Source organism: Uliginosibacterium sp. H1, assembly GCF_036017065.1.
GTDB lineage: Bacteria > Pseudomonadota > Gammaproteobacteria > Burkholderiales > Rhodocyclaceae > Uliginosibacterium.
On sequence record NZ_JAYXHR010000002.1, the window covers coordinates 36853 to 53417 of the forward strand.

General features: G+C 65.1%; 20 protein-coding genes. 6 read left to right on the forward strand and 14 right to left on the reverse strand.

The genetic code is table 11. The features are described from left to right. Positions 1-210: 210 nt before the first annotated feature. The 7 genes from VVD47_RS09625 to VVD47_RS09655 all read right to left on the reverse strand — a co-directional run bounded on the left by VVD47_RS09625 (position 211) and on the right by VVD47_RS09655 (position 6627). Positions 211-1350, reverse strand: coding sequence for an IS481 family transposase (locus VVD47_RS09625; protein WP_327603243.1), 1140 nt, complete (start codon positions 1348-1350; stop codon positions 211-213). 342 nt (positions 1351-1692) lie between these two features. After that, positions 1693-2115 (reverse strand): DUF5990 family protein, encoded by a 423-nt coding sequence (locus VVD47_RS09630; protein ID WP_327604634.1) that lies wholly within the window; start codon positions 2113-2115, stop codon positions 1693-1695. 169 nt (positions 2116-2284) lie between these two features. Beyond that, a complete protein-coding gene (locus tag VVD47_RS09635) occupies positions 2285-2650 on the reverse strand; it encodes a hypothetical protein (RefSeq protein ID WP_327603244.1) in 366 nt (121 codons plus the stop codon). 625 nt (positions 2651-3275) lie between these two features. Next, the gene (cyoE, locus tag VVD47_RS09640; protein ID WP_327603245.1) at positions 3276-4166 is read right to left on the reverse strand and encodes a heme o synthase; all 891 of its coding nucleotides are present in this window, start codon (positions 4164-4166) and stop codon (positions 3276-3278) included. Beyond that, the gene (locus VVD47_RS09645; protein ID WP_327603246.1) at positions 4163-5176 is read right to left on the reverse strand and encodes a COX15/CtaA family protein; all 1014 of its coding nucleotides are present in this window, start codon (positions 5174-5176) and stop codon (positions 4163-4165) included. Before VVD47_RS09645 ends, cyoE begins: the two co-directional genes overlap by 4 nt. 21 nt (positions 5177-5197) lie before the next feature. Continuing rightward, positions 5198-5749, reverse strand: coding sequence for an SCO family protein (locus VVD47_RS09650; protein WP_327603247.1), 552 nt, complete (start codon positions 5747-5749; stop codon positions 5198-5200). A gap of 101 nt (positions 5750-5850) precedes the next feature. Continuing rightward, the gene (locus VVD47_RS09655; protein ID WP_327603248.1) at positions 5851-6627 is read right to left on the reverse strand and encodes an SURF1 family protein; all 777 of its coding nucleotides are present in this window, start codon (positions 6625-6627) and stop codon (positions 5851-5853) included. Between the two features lie 12 nt (positions 6628-6639). On the opposite strand from VVD47_RS09655, the gene VVD47_RS09660 reads away from it, so the two are divergent. Next, a complete protein-coding gene (locus VVD47_RS09660) occupies positions 6640-6819 on the forward strand; it encodes a twin transmembrane helix small protein (protein ID WP_327603249.1) in 180 nt (59 codons plus the stop codon). Positions 6820-6837: 18 nt separating this feature from the next. Here VVD47_RS09660 and VVD47_RS09665 read toward each other — a convergent pair whose 3' ends face one another. The 7 genes from VVD47_RS09665 to mpl form a co-directional block, all read right to left on the reverse strand. Beyond that, the gene (locus tag VVD47_RS09665) at positions 6838-7848 is read right to left on the reverse strand and encodes a cytochrome c oxidase subunit 3 (RefSeq protein WP_327603250.1); all 1011 of its coding nucleotides are present in this window, start codon (positions 7846-7848) and stop codon (positions 6838-6840) included. A 33-nt stretch (positions 7849-7881) separates the two neighbouring features. Next, on the reverse strand, positions 7882-8085 hold the full coding sequence (locus tag VVD47_RS09670) for a DUF2970 domain-containing protein (protein ID WP_327603251.1): 204 nt from the start codon (positions 8083-8085) through the stop codon (positions 7882-7884). Next, on the reverse strand, positions 8085-8633 hold the full coding sequence (locus tag VVD47_RS09675) for a cytochrome c oxidase assembly protein (protein ID WP_327603252.1): 549 nt from the start codon (positions 8631-8633) through the stop codon (positions 8085-8087). Before VVD47_RS09675 ends, VVD47_RS09670 begins: the two co-directional genes overlap by 1 nt. Next, entirely contained in the window at positions 8615-8722 is a 108-nt protein-coding gene (locus VVD47_RS20820) for a cytochrome oxidase small assembly protein (RefSeq protein WP_443080968.1), read from the reverse strand. Before VVD47_RS20820 ends, VVD47_RS09675 begins: the two co-directional genes overlap by 19 nt. 30 nt (positions 8723-8752) lie before the next feature. Continuing rightward, entirely contained in the window at positions 8753-10366 is a 1614-nt protein-coding gene (ctaD, locus tag VVD47_RS09680; protein ID WP_327603253.1) for a cytochrome c oxidase subunit I, read from the reverse strand. Positions 10367-10404: 38 nt separating this feature from the next. Continuing rightward, positions 10405-11241 carry a cytochrome c oxidase subunit II gene (coxB, locus tag VVD47_RS09685; RefSeq protein WP_327603254.1) on the reverse strand — a complete coding sequence of 279 codons (837 nt, stop codon included), beginning with the start codon at positions 11239-11241 and terminating at the stop codon, positions 10405-10407. A gap of 214 nt (positions 11242-11455) precedes the next feature. Beyond that, on the reverse strand, positions 11456-12820 hold the full coding sequence (gene mpl, locus VVD47_RS09690) for a UDP-N-acetylmuramate:L-alanyl-gamma-D-glutamyl-meso-diaminopimelate ligase (RefSeq protein WP_327603255.1): 1365 nt from the start codon (positions 12818-12820) through the stop codon (positions 11456-11458). Between the two features lie 83 nt (positions 12821-12903). On the opposite strand from mpl, the gene VVD47_RS09695 reads away from it, so the two are divergent. The 5 genes from VVD47_RS09695 (at position 12904) to accC (ending at position 16562) form a co-directional block, all read left to right on the forward strand. After that, entirely contained in the window at positions 12904-13512 is a 609-nt protein-coding gene (locus tag VVD47_RS09695) for a hypothetical protein (RefSeq protein ID WP_327603256.1), read from the forward strand. Beyond that, on the forward strand, positions 13505-14035 hold the full coding sequence (locus tag VVD47_RS09700; RefSeq protein WP_327603257.1) for a TlpA family protein disulfide reductase: 531 nt from the start codon (positions 13505-13507) through the stop codon (positions 14033-14035). Before VVD47_RS09695 ends, VVD47_RS09700 begins: the two co-directional genes overlap by 8 nt. A 45-nt stretch (positions 14036-14080) precedes the next feature. Next, positions 14081-14614 carry a type II 3-dehydroquinate dehydratase gene (aroQ, locus tag VVD47_RS09705; protein WP_327603258.1) on the forward strand — a complete coding sequence of 178 codons (534 nt, stop codon included), beginning with the start codon at positions 14081-14083 and terminating at the stop codon, positions 14612-14614. Between the two features lie 61 nt (positions 14615-14675). Beyond that, entirely contained in the window at positions 14676-15131 is a 456-nt protein-coding gene (accB, locus tag VVD47_RS09710) for an acetyl-CoA carboxylase biotin carboxyl carrier protein (RefSeq protein ID WP_327603259.1), read from the forward strand. Positions 15132-15215: 84 nt separating this feature from the next. Further along, complete coding sequence (accC, locus tag VVD47_RS09715; protein WP_327603260.1) at positions 15216-16562, forward strand: acetyl-CoA carboxylase biotin carboxylase subunit; 1347 nt, start codon at positions 15216-15218, stop codon at positions 16560-16562. The last annotated feature ends 3 nt before the right edge of the window (positions 16563-16565 follow it).

A 16565-nucleotide genomic window follows, 5' to 3' on the forward strand; every position in this document is an offset into this window, starting at 1 on the left:
GCAGGAATCCAGTGTCTTTGCCCCTCTCCCCTCAGAGGGAGAGGGCTGCGGAGAGGGGTGGTTTGTCTACCGGCTCCCGCCGCGGGATCCGCGCTTACTCGCTACGCAGCGCCGGGAGTTCGCCCCGGCGGGCGACATACTTTCTGCTGCGCGTGTATGGACCGGACACATGGGTAACAGGTGTGCGGAGACATAGGTGACACATTCGTTCTAGCAGTCGGCGTCATTGAGGTCGATCTGACCGCAAGGGTGATGACAGAAGAACACTTCGAACACACCGTCCTCGTGGGTGCGTGGTCGCAACGCGCTGGGCAGTCCCATGAGCGCGTTGGACACCTTGAACAAGCGCCCACGCCAACGGAAGTGCCCGTTCTCCTTCGGTACGCACACCACGTCATCCGGCCCGTACTCGATGGGTGGTAGTTGCTCTGGGTAACGACGCGGGCTCGGGCGATAGCGCGTATCCGGTGTCGCCAACCCCAATGCATCGTGCGGGCGCTCGTGGTTGTAGACGGTGCGCCAGCGATCAAAGGCGTGCTGCGCCTGCGCCAGGCTCTCGAAGCTGCGCCCCGCCAGTACCTCGGCCCCGAATGACCGATGGAAGCGTTCGTCCTTGCCATTGGTCTGCGGGTGATAGGGACGACTGTGGCTGATGCGGACGCCCAGGCGCACCAGCCACACCGTCATGGTGCTCAAGGCCGTCGCTGGCAGACTGGGGGTGCCCCAAGGGGAGCTGTTGTCGGCGTTCAGACATACCGGCAAACCATAGCGGCGAAAGATACGGATCAGATGTGGCTGGATGTGCGCGAAGGCCGTCCGGGAGCAGGCCTCCAGCAACAGGTTGAAGCGTGAGTGATCATCGATCAGGGTCAGCGGATGACAGCGCCCGGTCGAGGTCTCGAAATGCCCCTTGAAGTCGATCTGCCAAAGATCGTTGGGAGCCGCATGTTCGAAGCGTTGCCAGGGCGGTGCAACGGCCGCGGGGTTGGCACCCAGCAGCTGGTGGCGGTGCAGGATCTCGGTGACCGTGCTGGGGGCGACCGTGAGCCCTTGGGTATCGAGCAGGCGACGGCTGATCTTGCGACCGCCCCAGCAGGGGTGCGCTTGGCGCACGGCCACCACGGCGGACTCCAGATCCGGGGCGCTGCGCGCAGGACTGCTCAAGGGGCGGCGGCTGTGCGGCTCAAGGCCTGCCTCACTGGACTGGGCGAAGCGTGACAGCCACTTGTAGGCACACTTGGGGCTGATGCCGAAGCGGCGGCACAGCTCACGCCGGTTGCTGTCCGGCTGCAGGGCCAGCGCGATGAACTCGCGGCGAAGACTCATGGCATCCCTCTCCTTCCATGGCATGGCGCTCTCCCGGCGTGACACTCACACCAGAAAGCGTTACCCATGTCCACGTACGGGTGTTACCCATGTGTCCGGTCCATACATGCGCGGCAAGAAGTAACCAAGAAACGCGCCCCGCTTCGCGTGGTCCCCTGCGCTGCGCGCCATGACGAGCGGCTGCGGAACTCGCGCTTCGCGCTCAGACATCCTCGCCGTCGCGCTACGCGCGATCCCTCGTCACGGCTGTGCTGCTCGGCGGCTGCAGAGGGGATTGGGGGCCGTGCTGACTTGATACGACGTGCCTCAACGCTTCACATGAGAGGCCAGTCCCGGCAAGCCGGGACTGGCCTCTCGATGGAAGGGTCAGGCAGCACTGCGCACAAAACTCCAGACGACTGCTTCCGATTTCACTGAAGCGCAGATTGGCCCGCCATCGCCCATGGTGCCGGGCATGCGAGCCTCAATCACTCCGTGAGTGGAAGCCGCATCTGCAACGATCTTTTGTGGAATGGAGGACAGCTTCAACTTTGCACGACGTGTCCAGGGAGAGTCTGCCTGGCCCGCAAGAGTGCCAGAGTTGACGTAGATGAAGCGGTCTGAGGGTGTGCCCTGCGCGAACTCGCCCATGAAATTGACAGATCCATCTGGCAATGGCGAGCCCAGGCGAAGCGAAAACTCAAACTGGATTGCGTCGGCCCGCTCGGCCGAGGGCTCAAGCAACTCCGACTTTCCTCGTTGCACAGCAAATCGGACACCGGGTGGTGGGCTTGCAACAAGAATCCGCATCTGGACGGACTGTGATGACTTGTCTCTGGTCACTATCGGAGTCCTTGCTGCCTAACGTGGAGGTAAGCGGACGCCGTAGCGCGTTAGCGCGGAGGGAACTTGCAAGCGCAGCTTGCAGGCGGTCCGCTTGGCTGTACGGTTAGACGGCTGATGGCAAAGCCAATGGAATCTACTCATTTTGCTCAACAACCAAGTATTCGTTTGAGCCATCGTACTGAAACGCTTCGGGTCCGCGCACATACGCCGGAGCGGCAGGAACGAAGAAGCTTTCGCCGTTCTTGAACTCAAGCGTTAGCTTGTAGCTCTCGCAATGGTGCGCTTGAAGCACCGAGCAACCAATCAAGCTGACAAGAGCATCACAAAAGCCGGGATTGCCCTGGGTCAATGTGAGCCCCCTGTGTGTTACCTGGGCGAGATTAAAGATGCTGAAGCCCTGAGCTTGAAACACAAGCTGTATGTAGTCATGGACAAACACCACCTGAGATAACGGTTCGACTGGGCAAAGATCGGGAGGTGGCAAATGCTCAACAGTCATTGTGGGGTGCCGTCAAACTATCAATTTATCCGGCAGAACTGCTGGATAACCGGGCACGTTGCCGGATAACCACAGAGCCTGCTTTCGTTGGAAACACGCTCCGGGCAAGGATTTCGGCTGGAGCACTGTGTTCATGTACAGGTATAAATGCCTGCGAAAAGCAGCAGGGCTGCCGGCAGTGTAGCCATGGCTGGTCCGGCAGGCCACTTGGGTGCGGCCTCCCGGACAAGCACGGCCCCACTCCCCCTCTGCAGCCGCCGAGCAGCACAGCCGTGACGAGGGATCGCGCGTAGCGCGACGGCGAGGACTGTCTGAGCACCGAGCGTAGCGAGGGCGAGTTCCGCAGCCGCTCGGCATGGCGCGCAGCGCAGGGGACCACGCGATGCGTGGCGGCGGAAGCGGGGCGCGCTTTGGGTTACCTTTTGCCGCGCAGCAAAAGGTAACTCGCCCGCCGGGGCGAGCTCCCGGCCAAGCGTAACGAGCGAGCGCAGACCCTAAGGCGGGAGCCGACAGAAGAACAAAGGCAAAGACAACGTCGCTGGATTCCTGCCTTCGCGGGAATGACGAGGTGAGCGCAACGTCACTGCGCGTGCGACGTGCCGCCCACCGTCTCGCTGCGCAAAGCTCAGAACACGTAGTGATCCACCAGCAACGCCGCGAACAGCAGCGTGAGGTACAGGATGGAGAACTTGAAGGTGGTGCGTGCCAGCGCATCGCTGTAGTTGCGCCACAGCTTCCATGCGTAGCCGATGAAGATGCCGTTCAGCACGATGGCACTCGCCAGGTAGATCCAGCTGCTCATGCGCGTGGCGAAGGGCAGCAGCGTGACGCCGGCGAGGATCACCGCGTACAGCAGCACATGCAGGCGCGTGAACTGCGCGCCGTGCGTCACCGGCAACATCGGCAGCCCGGCGCGGGCGTACTCGTCGGTGCGGTACAGCGCGAGCGCCCAGAAATGCGGCGGGGTCCACGCGAAGATGATGAGGAACAGCAGGCAGGCGTCGGCGGACACCTCGCCGGTCACGGCGGCCCAGCCCAGCACCGGCGGCATGGCGCCGGAGGCGCCGCCGATGACGATGTTCTGCGGCGTGTTGGGCTTGAGCAGCACGGTGTAGATCACCGCGTAGCCGACGAAGGTGGCAAGCGTCAGCCACATGGTCAGCGCGTTGACGAAGTGGAACAGCAGCGACAGGCCGGCCCCGCCCAGCACGCCGGAGATGAGCAGTGTCTCGGCGGGCGAAAGTACGCCACGCGGCAGCGGGCGGGCGCGAGTGCGGGCCATCTGCGCGTCGATCTTCTGTTCGATGAGGCAGTTCACCGCGGCGGCAGCTGCGGCCACCATGCCGATGCCCAGCGTCGCGAAGAGGACGATGCGCCAAGGTGGCAGCGTGTCGGTGGCGAGGAACATGCCGATCACCGCGCAGAAGACGATGAGGCTGTTGACCCGCAGCTTGGTGAGCGCGATGTAGGCGCTGGCGCGCTCGGCGACACCCGGCGCAAAGGAGAGGGTTTTCATCCGCGGGCCTCCGCGATCACACCTGACGAGGCACGCACGGGCTCGGCGGCACGCAGGCGGTAGTTGGCGGTGACGGTCAGCACGATGAGCAGCGCGGCGCCGGCGTTGTGGGCCACCGCTAGCGGCAGCGGCAGGCTGAGCAGCACGTTGGCGATGCCCAGTGCGATCTGCAGCACGACGGCGGCCACCAGGCCGTTGCCAAGGCCACGCAGCGGCTCCAAGCGGCGCAGGCGCAGACCAAACACGATGAGGTACAGGCCGGCGACGACGGCGCCGACGCGATGCATGAAGTGGATGGCGGTCAGCGCCTCGCGCGACAGCAGATCGCCCTCCGCGGTCATGCCGAGTTCGCGCAACACATGAAAGGCGTTGCCGACGTCCATCTGCGGCAGCCATTCGCCATGACAGGTGGGCAGGTCGGTACAGGCCAGCGCGGCGTAGTTGGTGGACACCCAGCCGCCCAGCGTGATCTGCACGACCAGCAGCACCAGCGCGACGCGTGCGGCCAGTGCCATGCCGCTGCCGACGACTTGACGCGACAGGCCGCGGGCGCGCGCGAACAGCCAGGTGAGCATGCCCAGCACCGTGAGCCCACCCAGCAGGTGCAGGGTGACGATGGCGGGCTTGAGCAGCAGCGTGACGGTCCACTTTCCGAGCAGGCCCTGGAAGATCACCACGCCGACCAGTGCGATGGCGACGGCCGCGGAACCCTCGCCACGCTTGGACGCGCGCCAGGACAGCCAGGCGATGGCGATGATCAGGAAGCCCAGCGTCGACGCCAGATAGCGGTGGATCATTTCCTTCCATGCCTTCGGCATGGACACCGGGCCGTAAGGCTCGGCGGCGTGCGCCGCGCGGATCTCGTCTTCCGCGTGATGCGGCGACAGCTGACCGTAGCAGCCGGGCCAGTCGGGACAGCCGAGGCCGGCATCGGAGAGACGCACGTAGGCGCCGAGCACCACCACGATGGCGGTGAGCAGCAGGGAGAGGGCGATGAGTTTGCGCAACATGTCCTTGTTCCTCGACTCGCCTCAGCCCGCGCGCGAGTACTTCAGCAGGCGCTGCAGGTCCTTGATCATGCGCTTGGGGTCGGCGTCGGCCGGGAAGCGCATCATCAGGTTGCCTTGCGGGTCGATCAGCACGATACGGCCGGCCTCGCCCGCCAGGCTGTCACCGACATGGGCGACCAGCGGCGCATCGTCGAGCGCGGCGACCTGTGGCGCGGCACCATCGGTCACCAGCCAGACGCGCTGCACGCGGTCGACTTCCTTGTTCTGCGCCAGGCGCACCTGGCGTGTGTAGTAGACGTTCTGCACGCAGGCGGCATCGCAGGCACCGGGGCCGACGTAGGCCAGCAGCCAGTGGCCGCGCAGTGCGGGGGCGTCCGCCGGCTGGCCGCTGGCCGCGGCATGCAGGGTGTGGAACTGCCCGACATCCAGCGCACGCGGCGGCTGCACCAGCTCGCCGTAGTTCGCGCCGGCCGCAGGCTTCCAGAAGAAGAAGGCCAGGTAGGCCGCGATGATCGGGGCCGCCGCCACCAGGAAGATCAGCAGCAGGGTGCGGCGCGCACGGCGGCGCTGCACGGAATCGATTTGCGGCTGCGCGGGAAGGGAAGATGAAGTTGCCACGTGTGTTGCTCTGTCGTTGCTCTGTTGCCTGAGTTGCGCTGAGTTGCCTGAAAGACTCAGCTGTCGTCGCCAGCGTTGCCACCGGCAGCACGACGCGTACGCCGCCACAGCCAGACCGCCACCAGCCCCGCGGCCACCGCAGCCATCGAGAACCACTGCAGCGCGTAGGCACGGTGCTTGTCGGCGGCGTAGTCGGCGTGGTGCCAGTCGCGCACCAGGCCGTCCTGCGCGGTGGAAGTCTGCGCCACCGGCACGAGTGCGAGTTTCACTTCGCCCGTCCCGCCGGCGAGACGCGTCCGCCATGCCGCCATGTCCTGGCGCGGCCACAGCGTGCTGTGCGGGTCCAGTTCGCCCAGCGTGTAGCCCTGGCTGTCAGCAGGGTCCTGTGTGATGCCTTCGACGATCTGCTCACCAGCCGGGGTCTGCCACTCCGGCTGCTTGCGATCCAGTGCCGCCCGCAACCAGCCACGCAGGACAATGACCTCGCTGCCGTCGGCAAGTTGCAGCGGCATCTGCAGGTAATAGCCCGGCTGCTTGCGGTAGCTGCGGTTGTCGATCAGCACGCCGTGCTCGCTGCGCCAGTGTCCGGTGAGGCGCACGCGCTCGCCGGCCTGCAGCGTCGTCACGTCGGCGGGCACCTGCGGGGCCGCCTGCTCGGCAGCGTCGGCACGCGCCTGCAGGCGGTCCTTGTAGGCGGCGCGGCGCAACTGCCAGGCACCGAGATTGAGACAGATCGCGACCACCAGCACACCGGCGATTCCCGGCACCGACTGGCGCCAGCGCTCACGGGCGGCGCCCCGCGCGCGTTCGACTACACTGGGGCTTTGGCTCACAGCGTTTCCCCCATGCGCGTCATCATCATCCTGTTGCTCATCGCCATCTTCGCCACCCTCGCATCCGGCGGGCTCTATCTCATCCGCGAGAAGGGTGACAGTGATAAAACGGTGAAAGCCCTCACCTGGCGGATCGGGCTTTCGATCTTGCTGTTCGTCATCGTCGTGGTGCTTGCGCGCGCAGGGCGATGACCACGTGCTGATCCTGTCTTACAGGATGTAGACCACCACGAAAAGCAGCAACCACACATAGTCGACAAAGTGCCAGTACCAGGCCGCGGCTTCGAAGGCGAAGTGGCGGTCCTTGGTGAAGTGGCCCGACAGCGAACGTGCCAGCATCACCGCCAGCATGATGGCGCCGATGGTCACGTGCAGGCCGTGGAAGCCGGTCATCATGTAGAAGGTGGCACCGTACACGCCCGAGGTGAGCTTGAGGTTCAGCTCGTGGTAGGCATGCACGTATTCGTACACCTGGCAGCCCAGGAAGACCACGCCGAGCAGCAGCGTGAGTGCCAGGAACAGGTTGAACTGGCCACGGTTGCCCTGGCGGATCGACCAGTGCGCCCAGGTCAGCGTGACGGCGGATGCCAGCAGCAGCGCGGTGTTGATGACCGGCACCCAGCTCACCGACAGCGAAGCCAGCAGCAGCGCGACGATCAGCAGGGTCAGGCCCAGCATGATCTGCAGCTGGCCCTTCTTGCCCTTTTCCATCGGGCCGTGCGCGAAGGTCAGCATGGCGGCGGCAGCGATCACGGCGACGATGGCCAGTGTCGACTTGCCGACCCAGGTCATCGATTCGAAGGTCTCGGTCGCATGCGGACCCGCCGACGGCCAGGCGGCCTTGAAGCCGGGCCAGAAGAGCTGGCCGACTTCGCTGCCCAGGTCGGGCACCGAGATGACGCGTACGTAGAACAGGGTGCCGAAGAAAGCGGCGAAGAACATCACTTCGGAAAAGATGAACCAGCCCATGCTCCAGCGGAAGGCGCTGTCGACGTTCTTGCCGTACTTGCCGGTCTCGGACTCACGGATGACGGCGCCGAACCAGCCGAACAGCATGTACAGCAGCACCGCGAAGCCCAGTGCCGTGATCCACGGGCCGGCAGCCAGGGAGTTCACCCAGAACGACGCGCCCGTGCCGAGCAACAGCAAGGAAATCGAACCGATGATCGGGTAGATGGAGGGTTCGGGTACGAAGTATTTTTCGATGGTCTGGGCGTTCATGCTGGCCTTCTCCCTGGGGATGGCAATGTCTGATTATTCTGAAACCACGATGTTCACCACGGCGAGGATGGTGAACACGAACAGGATGCCGCCGATGATGCCGGCGATGATCACGTGCTTCGGGTTGAGCTGCTCCGCATCGAGCTGGTAATCGCGGCCCTTGCGGATGCCGGCGAAGGACCACAACACCGCCAGCACCGTGGCAAGGAAACCATTGCGTTGCTTCTGCGCCATCATCAGCCTTTACCCGCCACTTCGAAGAAGGTGTAGGACAGGGTGATCTCGTTGAGATCCACCGGCGCCGAACCGTCCACGACGAACACCACCGGCATGATGCGTTTCTCGTTCGGCCCCAGCGTCTGCTGCGTGAAGCAGAAGCACTCCAGCTTGCGGAAGTAGCGCTCCGCCACCTTCGGCCCGTAACTCGGGATGGCCTGGCCGGTGACGGCGCGGTCCAGCGTGTTCTCGATCTCGTAGTCCACCCGCACCAGCTGGCCGGGATGCACGGTCACGTTGCTCTGCAGCGGCTTGAAGCGCCAGGCCAGCGAGTGGGTGTTGGCGTCCATCTCCACCACGATGTTGCGGGTGGTGTCGACTTGGGTGTTCTCGGCGTTGTCGCTGGCATTCGACACGAGCAGGTTGCGCAGGCCGGTGACCTCGCAGATCTTCTCGTAGAACGGCACCAGCGCGAAGCCGAAACCGAACATGCCCACCGCCGCGATGGCCAGGCGAACCAGCATGCGGCGGTTTTCGAGTGCGCGCGGATCTAGCGTCCCAGAAGCCATATCTTCACGATGTAACCAACAAAGAACACCGCCGCCACCGACAGCAGGATCAACAACAGGCGGACATTGCTACCACGGGACACGACCACGCTCGATCAACCTCTTCTCGCGCCGCCGGCTCAGTGGTGGTGACCCTTGGCCTCGAAGACCGGGGGTACGTCGAAGGTGTGATGCGGCGCCGGCGACGGCACGGTCCACTCCAGGCCTTCGGCACCTTCCCACACCTGCGCGGTAGCTTTCTCGCCGCCGCGGATGCACTTGATGATGACGTAGGCGAACAGCAGCTGGGTGAGGCCGAAGCCGAAGGCACCGACGGTGGCCAGCTCGTTGAAGTCGGCGAACATCGGGTTGTAGTCCGGCACCCGGCGCTGCATCCCGGCCAAGCCGAGGAAGTGCATCGGGAAGAAGGTGACGTTGAAGAAGATCATCGACAGCCAGAAGTGGCGCTTGCCGAGCTTCTCGTCGTACATGTGGCCGGTCCACTTCGGCAGCCAGTAGTAGGTGCCTGCGAAGAGCGCGAACAGCGAGCCCGCCACCAGCACGTAGTGGAAGTGGGCGACGACGAAATAGGTGTCCTGGTACTGGATGTCGACCGGCGCGATCGACAGCATCAACCCGGTGAAGCCCCCCAGCGTGAACACGAAGATGAAGCCCACCGAGAACAGCATCGGCGTCTCGAAGGTCATCGAGCCGCGCCACATGGTGGCGATCCAGTTGAACACCTTCACGCCGGTCGGCACCGCGATCAGCATGGTGGCGTACATGAAGAAGATCTGGGTCTTCGCCGGCATGCCGGTGGTGAACATGTGGTGGGCCCACACGACGAAGGACAGGATGGCGATGGACGCGGTGGCGTACACCATCGAGGCATAACCGAACAGCGGCTTGCGGGCGAAGGTCGGGATGATCTGCGACACGATGCCGAAGGCCGGCAGGATCATGATGTAGACCTCGGGGTGACCGAAGAACCAGAACACGTGCTGGTACAGCACCGGGTCACCGCCGCCGGCAGCGTTGAAGAAGGTGGTGCCGAAGTGGCGGTCGGTCAGCACCATGGTGACCGCACCGGCCAGCACCGGCATCACGGCGATCAGCAGGTAGGCGGTGATCAGCCAGGTCCAGCAGAACAGCGGCATCTTCATCAGCGTCATGCCGGGGGCGCGCATGTTGAGGATGGTCACCACGATGTTGATGGCGCCCATGATCGAGCTGGCACCCATGATGTGGATGGCGAAGATCGCCATGTCCATGCCCATGCCCATCTGCACCGACAGCGGCGCGTACAGCGTCCAGCCGGCAGCGGTGGCGCCACCCGGGACGAAGAACGAGCCGATGAGGAGGATGGCGGCCGGCGGCAGCAGCCAGAACGACCAGTTGTTCATGCGCGCGAAAGCCATGTCGGGCGCGCCGACCATCAGCGGCAGCATCCAGTTCGCGAAGCCGACGAAGGCCGGCATGATCGCGCCGAACACCATCACCAGGCCGTGCATGGTGGTGAGCTGGTTGAAGAACTCGGGCTGCACCACCTGCAGGCCGGGCTGGAACAGCTCGGCACGCAGCGTCAGCGCCATCACGCCCCCGGACAGGAACATGATGAAGCTGAAAACCAGGTACATCGTGCCGATGTCCTTGTGGTTGGTGGCCGTGATCCAGCGCATCAGGCCGGTGGGGCCGTGATGGTGGTCATCGTGATGATCGTGACCGTGGGCGACGTCGTGGGGAACCGCGCTCATTCGTGACTCCTGTGGAATTCTTGTGTGCTGTCGCCAGTTCAGCTGGCGGAGGCGGGGGCCGGCTGTGCAGCGGCGGCTGCAGGCGCAGCGCTCTTCTGCTTCCGGGCGGCCACCCAGGCGGCGTACTTCTCGGCGGACACGACGTGCACTTCGATCGGCATGTAGCCGTGGTCCTTGCCGCAGAGCTCGGCACACACGCCACGGAACACGCCTTCGCGGTCGGCGCGGAACCAGGTGTCGCGGATGAAGCCGGGGATGGCGTCCTGCTTCACGCCCAGCGCGGGCACCCACCAGGCGTGGATGACGTCCTGCGCGGTGGTGAGGATGCGCACCTTCTTGCCGATGGGAACCACCACCGGGTTGTCGACTTCCAGCAGGTAGTTCTCACCCGGGTACTCGCCGAATTCCAGCTGGCCACGCGGCGTGGACAGCGTGGACACGAAGGCGATGCCCTCGCCCTCGCCCTTGATGTAGTCGTAGCCCCACTTCCACTGGTAGCCGGTCGCCTTGATGGTGATGTCGGCGTTGGAGGTGTCCTTCTGCGCGAGCACCGTCCTGGTCGCCGGCCAGGCCATGCCCAGCAGGATCAGCACCGGGATGATGGTCCACAGGATCTCGACCGTGGTGCTCTCGTGGAACTGCGCCGCGACCGCGCCCTTCGATTTGCGGTGGGCGTAGATCGAATAGAACATGAAGCCGAAGACCACCACGAAGATGATCAGGCAGATCCAGATCATCCACATGTGGAGATCGTGGATGTCGGCCGCCATCCGGCTGGCAGGCTCCTGGAAGTTGTACTTGCTGTTGGCTGCCCAAGTGGCGGAGGCGGCGAAGGTGCCTCCCAGAACAGCCGCTGCTTGAACCGTTTTTTTCATGAGTAGTGCTGCGTTGTTAGTCATGCCTCGCACACCTTGCTGAACACCGGTCACGGCAAGCTGCCGCCGCGCGGTCTTTGGATGGCCCTGCGGTTTTTGTGGCGTCGCTACGCCCTGGGAATGGCGAAACAGGGCGCAAAAACGCCCGCAATGGTGCCACAGCAACCCTTGCAGCATCAAGGAGATTGACTTGGCGCAAGGCGCGCCATGCAGCCTACGTGGTAGCGCCCTGACTGGCCGCCAGCGCCCGCAGCAGCTTGTCGTGCACGCCGCCGAAGCCGCCGTTGCTCATCACCAGCACCTGGTCACCCCAGCCCGCCTCGGCCACCACGGCAGCCACCAGCGCGTCCAGGTCCTCGAAGGTCTGCGCGCGCGCGCCGAGTTCGGCCATGACGCCAGCGGCATCCCAGCCGAGGTTGTGGGCGTAGCAGAAGATGCGGTCGGCTTCGTCCAGGCTGGCCGGCAGCTGGCTCTTCATGACGCCTAGCTTCATGGTGTTGGAGCGCGGCTCCAGCACCGCCAGGATGCGGCGATTGCCGACGCGGCGACGCAGGCCGGCCACGGTGGTGGCGATGGCCGTAGGGTGGTGGGCGAAATCGTCGTACACGGTGACGCCGCGCACCGTGCCGCGCGGCTCCAGCCGCCGCTTGATGCCGACGAAGCGGGTCAGGGCCTCCACCGCCCGTGCCGGCGTGACGCCGACGTGGCGGGCCGCGGCAATCGCCGCCAGCGCATTGGAGCGGTTGTGCGCGCCGGCCAGCGGCAACTGGCATTGGCCCACGGCCTCACCATTCAAAAAGAAGGCGACACCATCGCGCTCGTCGATGTCCTGCCACTGCCAGCCACCGTCGGCACGGTTGAACCACTCCAGCTCGCTCCAGCAACCGCGGTCGATGACGCGCTGCAGGCTTTCCTCGCCGTTGACCACGATGCGGCCACTGCGCGGCACCGTGCGCACGAGGTGATGGAACTGGGTTTCGATGGCCGCGAGGTCGGTAAAGATGTCGGCGTGGTCGAACTCCAGGTTGTTCAGGATGGCGGTGCGCGGACGGTAGTGCACGAACTTGGAGCGCTTGTCGCAGAAGGCGGTGTCGTACTCGTCGGCCTCGATCACGAAGAACGGCATGTCGGTGAGCCGCGCGGAGACACCGAAGTTGCCGGGAACGCCACCGATCAGGAAGCCCGGATTCAGGCCGGCGTCTTCCAGTATCCAGGCCAGCAAGGAGGAGGTCGTGGTCTTGCCGTGCGTGCCCGCCACGGCCAGCACCCACTTGCCCTGCAGCACATGGTCGGCCAGCCACTGCGGGCCGGAGGTGTACGGTAGGCCGCGGTCGAGGATGGCCTCCAGCAGCGGATTGCCGCGCGACACCGCGTTGCCCACCACGAACAGGTCCGGCTCCATCGCTAGCTGTTCCGGCGAATAGCCTTCGATCAGGGCGATACCCTGCTCGCTGAGCTGGGTACTCATCGGCGGATAGACGTTGGCGTCGCAGCCGGTGACAGTGTGGCCCGCCGCGCGCGCCAGCAGGGCGATGCCGCCCATGAAAGTGCCGCAGATACCCAGTATGTGAATGTGCATGGAGGAGATGCCTGGAGGCACACGCCGGGGCGTATGTCATGTGTAGAATGGGGTGCATTCTACCGAGCAGCACTGCGACTGACATGCCTGCGCGCACCAGCAACCTTCGTCGCAATATCGCCACCGTGGCGGCCCGCCTCATCGCGGAGGAGGGCATCGCCGACTTCGCGCTGGCCAAGCGCAAGGCGGCCCGCCAGCTCGGCGTGGGCGAGAACGAAGCCATGCCCACCAATGGCGAGATCGAAGAAGCGCTGCGCACCCACCAGATCCTGTTCCACGACGACGACCACGACGACCGCCTGCGCGCCATGCGCGAAACGGCAGTCGACGTCATGCGCCTGCTGTCCCCCTTCCGCACCTATCTCACCGGCATGGCCCTGGACGGCACGGCCAGCGCCTTTTCCGAGGTCGAGCTGGAGGTGTATGCCGACAGCGCGAAGGACGTGGAGATCTACCTGCTCGGCGAGGGCCTGGAGCCGGAGCACCGCGAGGTGCGCCGCAACGGCCCGGACTCCCCCGAGGCCATCCTGGTCTTCGACTACGACGAAGTGCCGGTGAAGCTGCGGGTGTTCGACCCGGTCGTGGAACGCAGCGGACGCCGCAGCGGCGGCAAGCCGGTGGAACGCGCACGCATCGAAGCCGTCCAGGCGCTTCTTGCCGCCGCAACCACCGACGACAGCGACCTTGAATAAACGTCAGGTATTGATTGGCGCGACAGCCCTCGCTGCCGCGCTGCTGGGCGCATTCGCCGCCATCCAGCTCCTCCGCCCCAGCGAATCCGAAGCCGCCACGCGCGCCCTGCTGGCCCTGAGCCTGCCCGACGCGGCCGGCCGCGCCACGCCGCTGGCCCAGTGGAAAGGCAAGCCGATGGTGGTGAACTTCTGGGCCACCTGGTGCCCGCCCTGTCGCGAAGAGATGCCGATGCTGGCCGCCGCCGCTCAGTCGCCCGCCGCGCAAGGCATCCAGTTCGTCGGCATCGCGATGGATGACGCCAGGGCGGTTGCCGCCTATGCTGAAAACTCCCCTGCGCCCTACCCCCTGCTGGTCACCGGCATGGAGATCGGCCCCCTGATGGCCCGGCTGGGCAACGGCGCGCAAGCCCTGCCGTTCACCGTCTTCCTCGACCGCGATGGTGCCCTGCACCAGGTCAAGCTGGGCGAGCTGAAGGCCGCCGAACTAGATGCCCGGCTACAAGAGCTTTCGGCGCAAAAATAAGCGAAATATGGACAATTTGTCGCGATTTGCGGCAAACTCGCGGCCATGAAAAAAGCCGGCAACAAGGAAACGGGCACCCGCAAGGTTGCTGGAAAGGCCGCCAGTGCGGCCCGCGCGCGCCTGCTCGTGCTGCACGGCCCCAACCTGAACCTGCTGGGTACGCGTGAGCCGGAGGTGTACGGCTACACCACGCTGGCCGACATCCATGACGCCATGGAAGCCCGTGCCCGTGCTGCCGGTGCGCTGCTGGAATCCTTCCAGAGCAACCATGAAGGCGAACTGATCGACCGCGTGCAGGCCGCACGTACCGAAGGCATCGACTTCATCATCATCAATCCGGCTGGCTACAGCCACACCAGCGTCGCCCTGCGCGACGCCCTCGCCGCGGTGAATATTCCCTTCGTCGAGGTGCACCTGTCCAACATCCACGCGCGCGAAGCGTTCCGGCATCACTCGTTCTTCTCCGAGATCGCCGTGGGCGTCATCTGCGGCCTCGGCGCCGAGGGCTACCAGCTGGCCCTGGACTACGTCCTGTCGAGGCTGCTGTCCCCCGCCAAGGGCGGCAACGGCGCGCGCTGATCAAAACCCTGAGACGGCTGTGCCCAGCGCACGGCTGCCATCATCTGCTTTGGAGCAAGGCATGGATCTGAGAAAACTCAAGAAACTGATCGACCTCGTACAGGAATCCGGCATCGCCGAACTGGAAGTGACCGAGGGCGAAGAGAAAGTCCGCATTGCCAAGCACCCCACCGGCCACGCCACGGCACCCGCGACCTACGTCGCCCAGGTGCCCGCGGCAATGCCGGCAGCCGCACCGGTCGCCGCCGCACCGGCAGCACCGGCCGAATCCGGCCTGCCCGAGGGGCACGTGGTGAAGAGCCCAATGGTGGGTACCTTCTACCGCTCCTCCGCGCCGGGCGCGAAGCCCTTCGCCGAAATCGGCCAGAACGTGTCCAGCGGCGACACGCTGTGCCTGATCGAGGCCATGAAGCTGATGAACGAGATCGAGGCCGACGCGGGCGGCACGATCAAGGCCATCCTGGTCGAGAACGGCCAGCCGGTCGAATACGGCCAGCCGCTGTTCGTCATCGGCTAACCAGGTGACACGTGACGGCGATGCGCCAACCGTCCGCAGGACGTCCGCGTCGCAACTCACGCTTCACGTATCACGGGGTTTCCAATGTTTGAAAAGATCCTGATCGCCAACCGCGGGGAAATTGCCCTGCGCGTGTTGCGCGCCTGCCGCGAGCTGGGCATCCGCACCGTGGCTGTGCACTCGGAAGCGGATGCCGACGCCAAGTACGTCAAGCTGGCGGACGAGTCGGTGTGCATCGGCCCGGCCGCCTCCGCCCAGTCCTACCTGAACGTGCCACGCATCATCGCCGCGGCAGAAGTCACCGACGCCGAGGCGATCCACCCGGGCTATGGTTTCCTGTCCGAGAACGCCGACTTCGCCGAGCGCGTGGAATCCTCCGGCTTCGTCTTCATCGGCCCGCGCCCGGACACCATCCGCCTGATGGGCGACAAGGTGTCGGCCAAGCAGGCCATGATCGAAGCCGGCGTGCCCTGCGTGCCGGGCTCCGGCGGCGCCCTGCCGGACGACCCCAAGGAAATCGTGAAGACCGCACGTGCCATCGGCTACCCGGTCATCATCAAGGCCGCCGGTGGCGGTGGCGGTCGCGGCATGCGCGTGGTGCACACCGAAGGCGCTCTGCTCACCGCGGTGACCACGACCCGCACCGAAGCCGGCGCGGCCTTCGGCAACCCGACGGTGTACATGGAGAAATTCCTGGAGAACCCGCGTCACGTGGAAATCCAGATAATGGCCGACCAGCACGGCAACGCCATCTATCTCGGCGAGCGCGACTGCTCCATGCAGCGCCGCCACCAGAAGGTCATCGAGGAAGCGCCGGCCCCCGGCATCGACCGCAAGCTGATCGCCAAGGTGGGCCAGTCCTGCGTGGCCGCGTGCAAGCGCATCGGCTACCGCGGCGCCGGCACCTTCGAGTTCCTGTTCGAGAACGGTGAGTTCTATTTCATCGAGATGAACACCCGCGTGCAGGTGGAGCATCCGGTCACCGAGCTGATCACCGGCATCGACATCGTGCAGGAGCAGATCCGCGTGGCGGCCGGCGAGGAGCTGCGCTACAAGCAGAAGGACGTGGTGCTGCGCGGCCATGCGATGGAGTGCCGCATCAACGCGGAAGACCCGTTCAAGTTCACGCCGTCGCCCGGACGCATCAACCAGTGGCACACGCCGGGCGGCCCCGGCATCCGTGTCGACTCGCACGTGTTCTCCGGCTACACCGTGCCGCCGCACTACGACTCGATGATCGGCAAGGTCATCGCCTACGGCGACACCCGTGAGCAGGCCATCCGCCGCCTGCGCATCGCGCTGTCGGAAATGGTGGTCGACGGCATCAAGACCAACATCCCGCTGCACCAGGACCTGCTGGCCGACGCCAACTTCATGGCCGGCGGCACCAGCATCCACTACCTGGAGCACAAGCTCGCAGGCAAGAGCTGAAGG

Coding starts and splice junctions, on each gene's coding strand:
- VVD47_RS09675 (WP_327603252.1), bottom strand. CDS start 8,633: ATGGCTTCTGGGACGCTAGATCCGCGCGCACTCGAAAACCGCCGCATG.
- VVD47_RS09625 (WP_327603243.1), bottom strand. CDS start 1,350: ATGCCATGGAAGGAGAGGGATGCCATGAGTCTTCGCCGCGAGTTCATC.
- mpl (WP_327603255.1), bottom strand. CDS start 12,820: ATGCACATTCACATACTGGGTATCTGCGGCACTTTCATGGGCGGCATC.
- cyoE (WP_327603245.1), bottom strand. CDS start 4,166: ATGAAAACCCTCTCCTTTGCGCCGGGTGTCGCCGAGCGCGCCAGCGCC.
- coxB (WP_327603254.1), bottom strand. CDS start 11,241: ATGAAAAAAACGGTTCAAGCAGCGGCTGTTCTGGGAGGCACCTTCGCC.
- VVD47_RS09630 (WP_327604634.1), bottom strand. CDS start 2,115: ATGCGGATTCTTGTTGCAAGCCCACCACCCGGTGTCCGATTTGCTGTG.
- accB (WP_327603259.1), top strand. CDS start 14,676: ATGGATCTGAGAAAACTCAAGAAACTGATCGACCTCGTACAGGAATCC.
- VVD47_RS09635 (WP_327603244.1), bottom strand. CDS start 2,650: ATGACTGTTGAGCATTTGCCACCTCCCGATCTTTGCCCAGTCGAACCG.
- VVD47_RS09645 (WP_327603246.1), bottom strand. CDS start 5,176: ATGTTGCGCAAACTCATCGCCCTCTCCCTGCTGCTCACCGCCATCGTG.
- VVD47_RS09665 (WP_327603250.1), bottom strand. CDS start 7,848: ATGAACGCCCAGACCATCGAAAAATACTTCGTACCCGAACCCTCCATC.
- aroQ (WP_327603258.1), top strand. CDS start 14,081: ATGAAAAAAGCCGGCAACAAGGAAACGGGCACCCGCAAGGTTGCTGGA.
- accC (WP_327603260.1), top strand. CDS start 15,216: ATGTTTGAAAAGATCCTGATCGCCAACCGCGGGGAAATTGCCCTGCGC.
- ctaD (WP_327603253.1), bottom strand. CDS start 10,366: ATGAGCGCGGTTCCCCACGACGTCGCCCACGGTCACGATCATCACGAT.
- VVD47_RS09660 (WP_327603249.1), top strand. CDS start 6,640: ATGCGCGTCATCATCATCCTGTTGCTCATCGCCATCTTCGCCACCCTC.
- VVD47_RS09670 (WP_327603251.1), bottom strand. CDS start 8,085: ATGATGGCGCAGAAGCAACGCAATGGTTTCCTTGCCACGGTGCTGGCG.
- VVD47_RS09695 (WP_327603256.1), top strand. CDS start 12,904: ATGCCTGCGCGCACCAGCAACCTTCGTCGCAATATCGCCACCGTGGCG.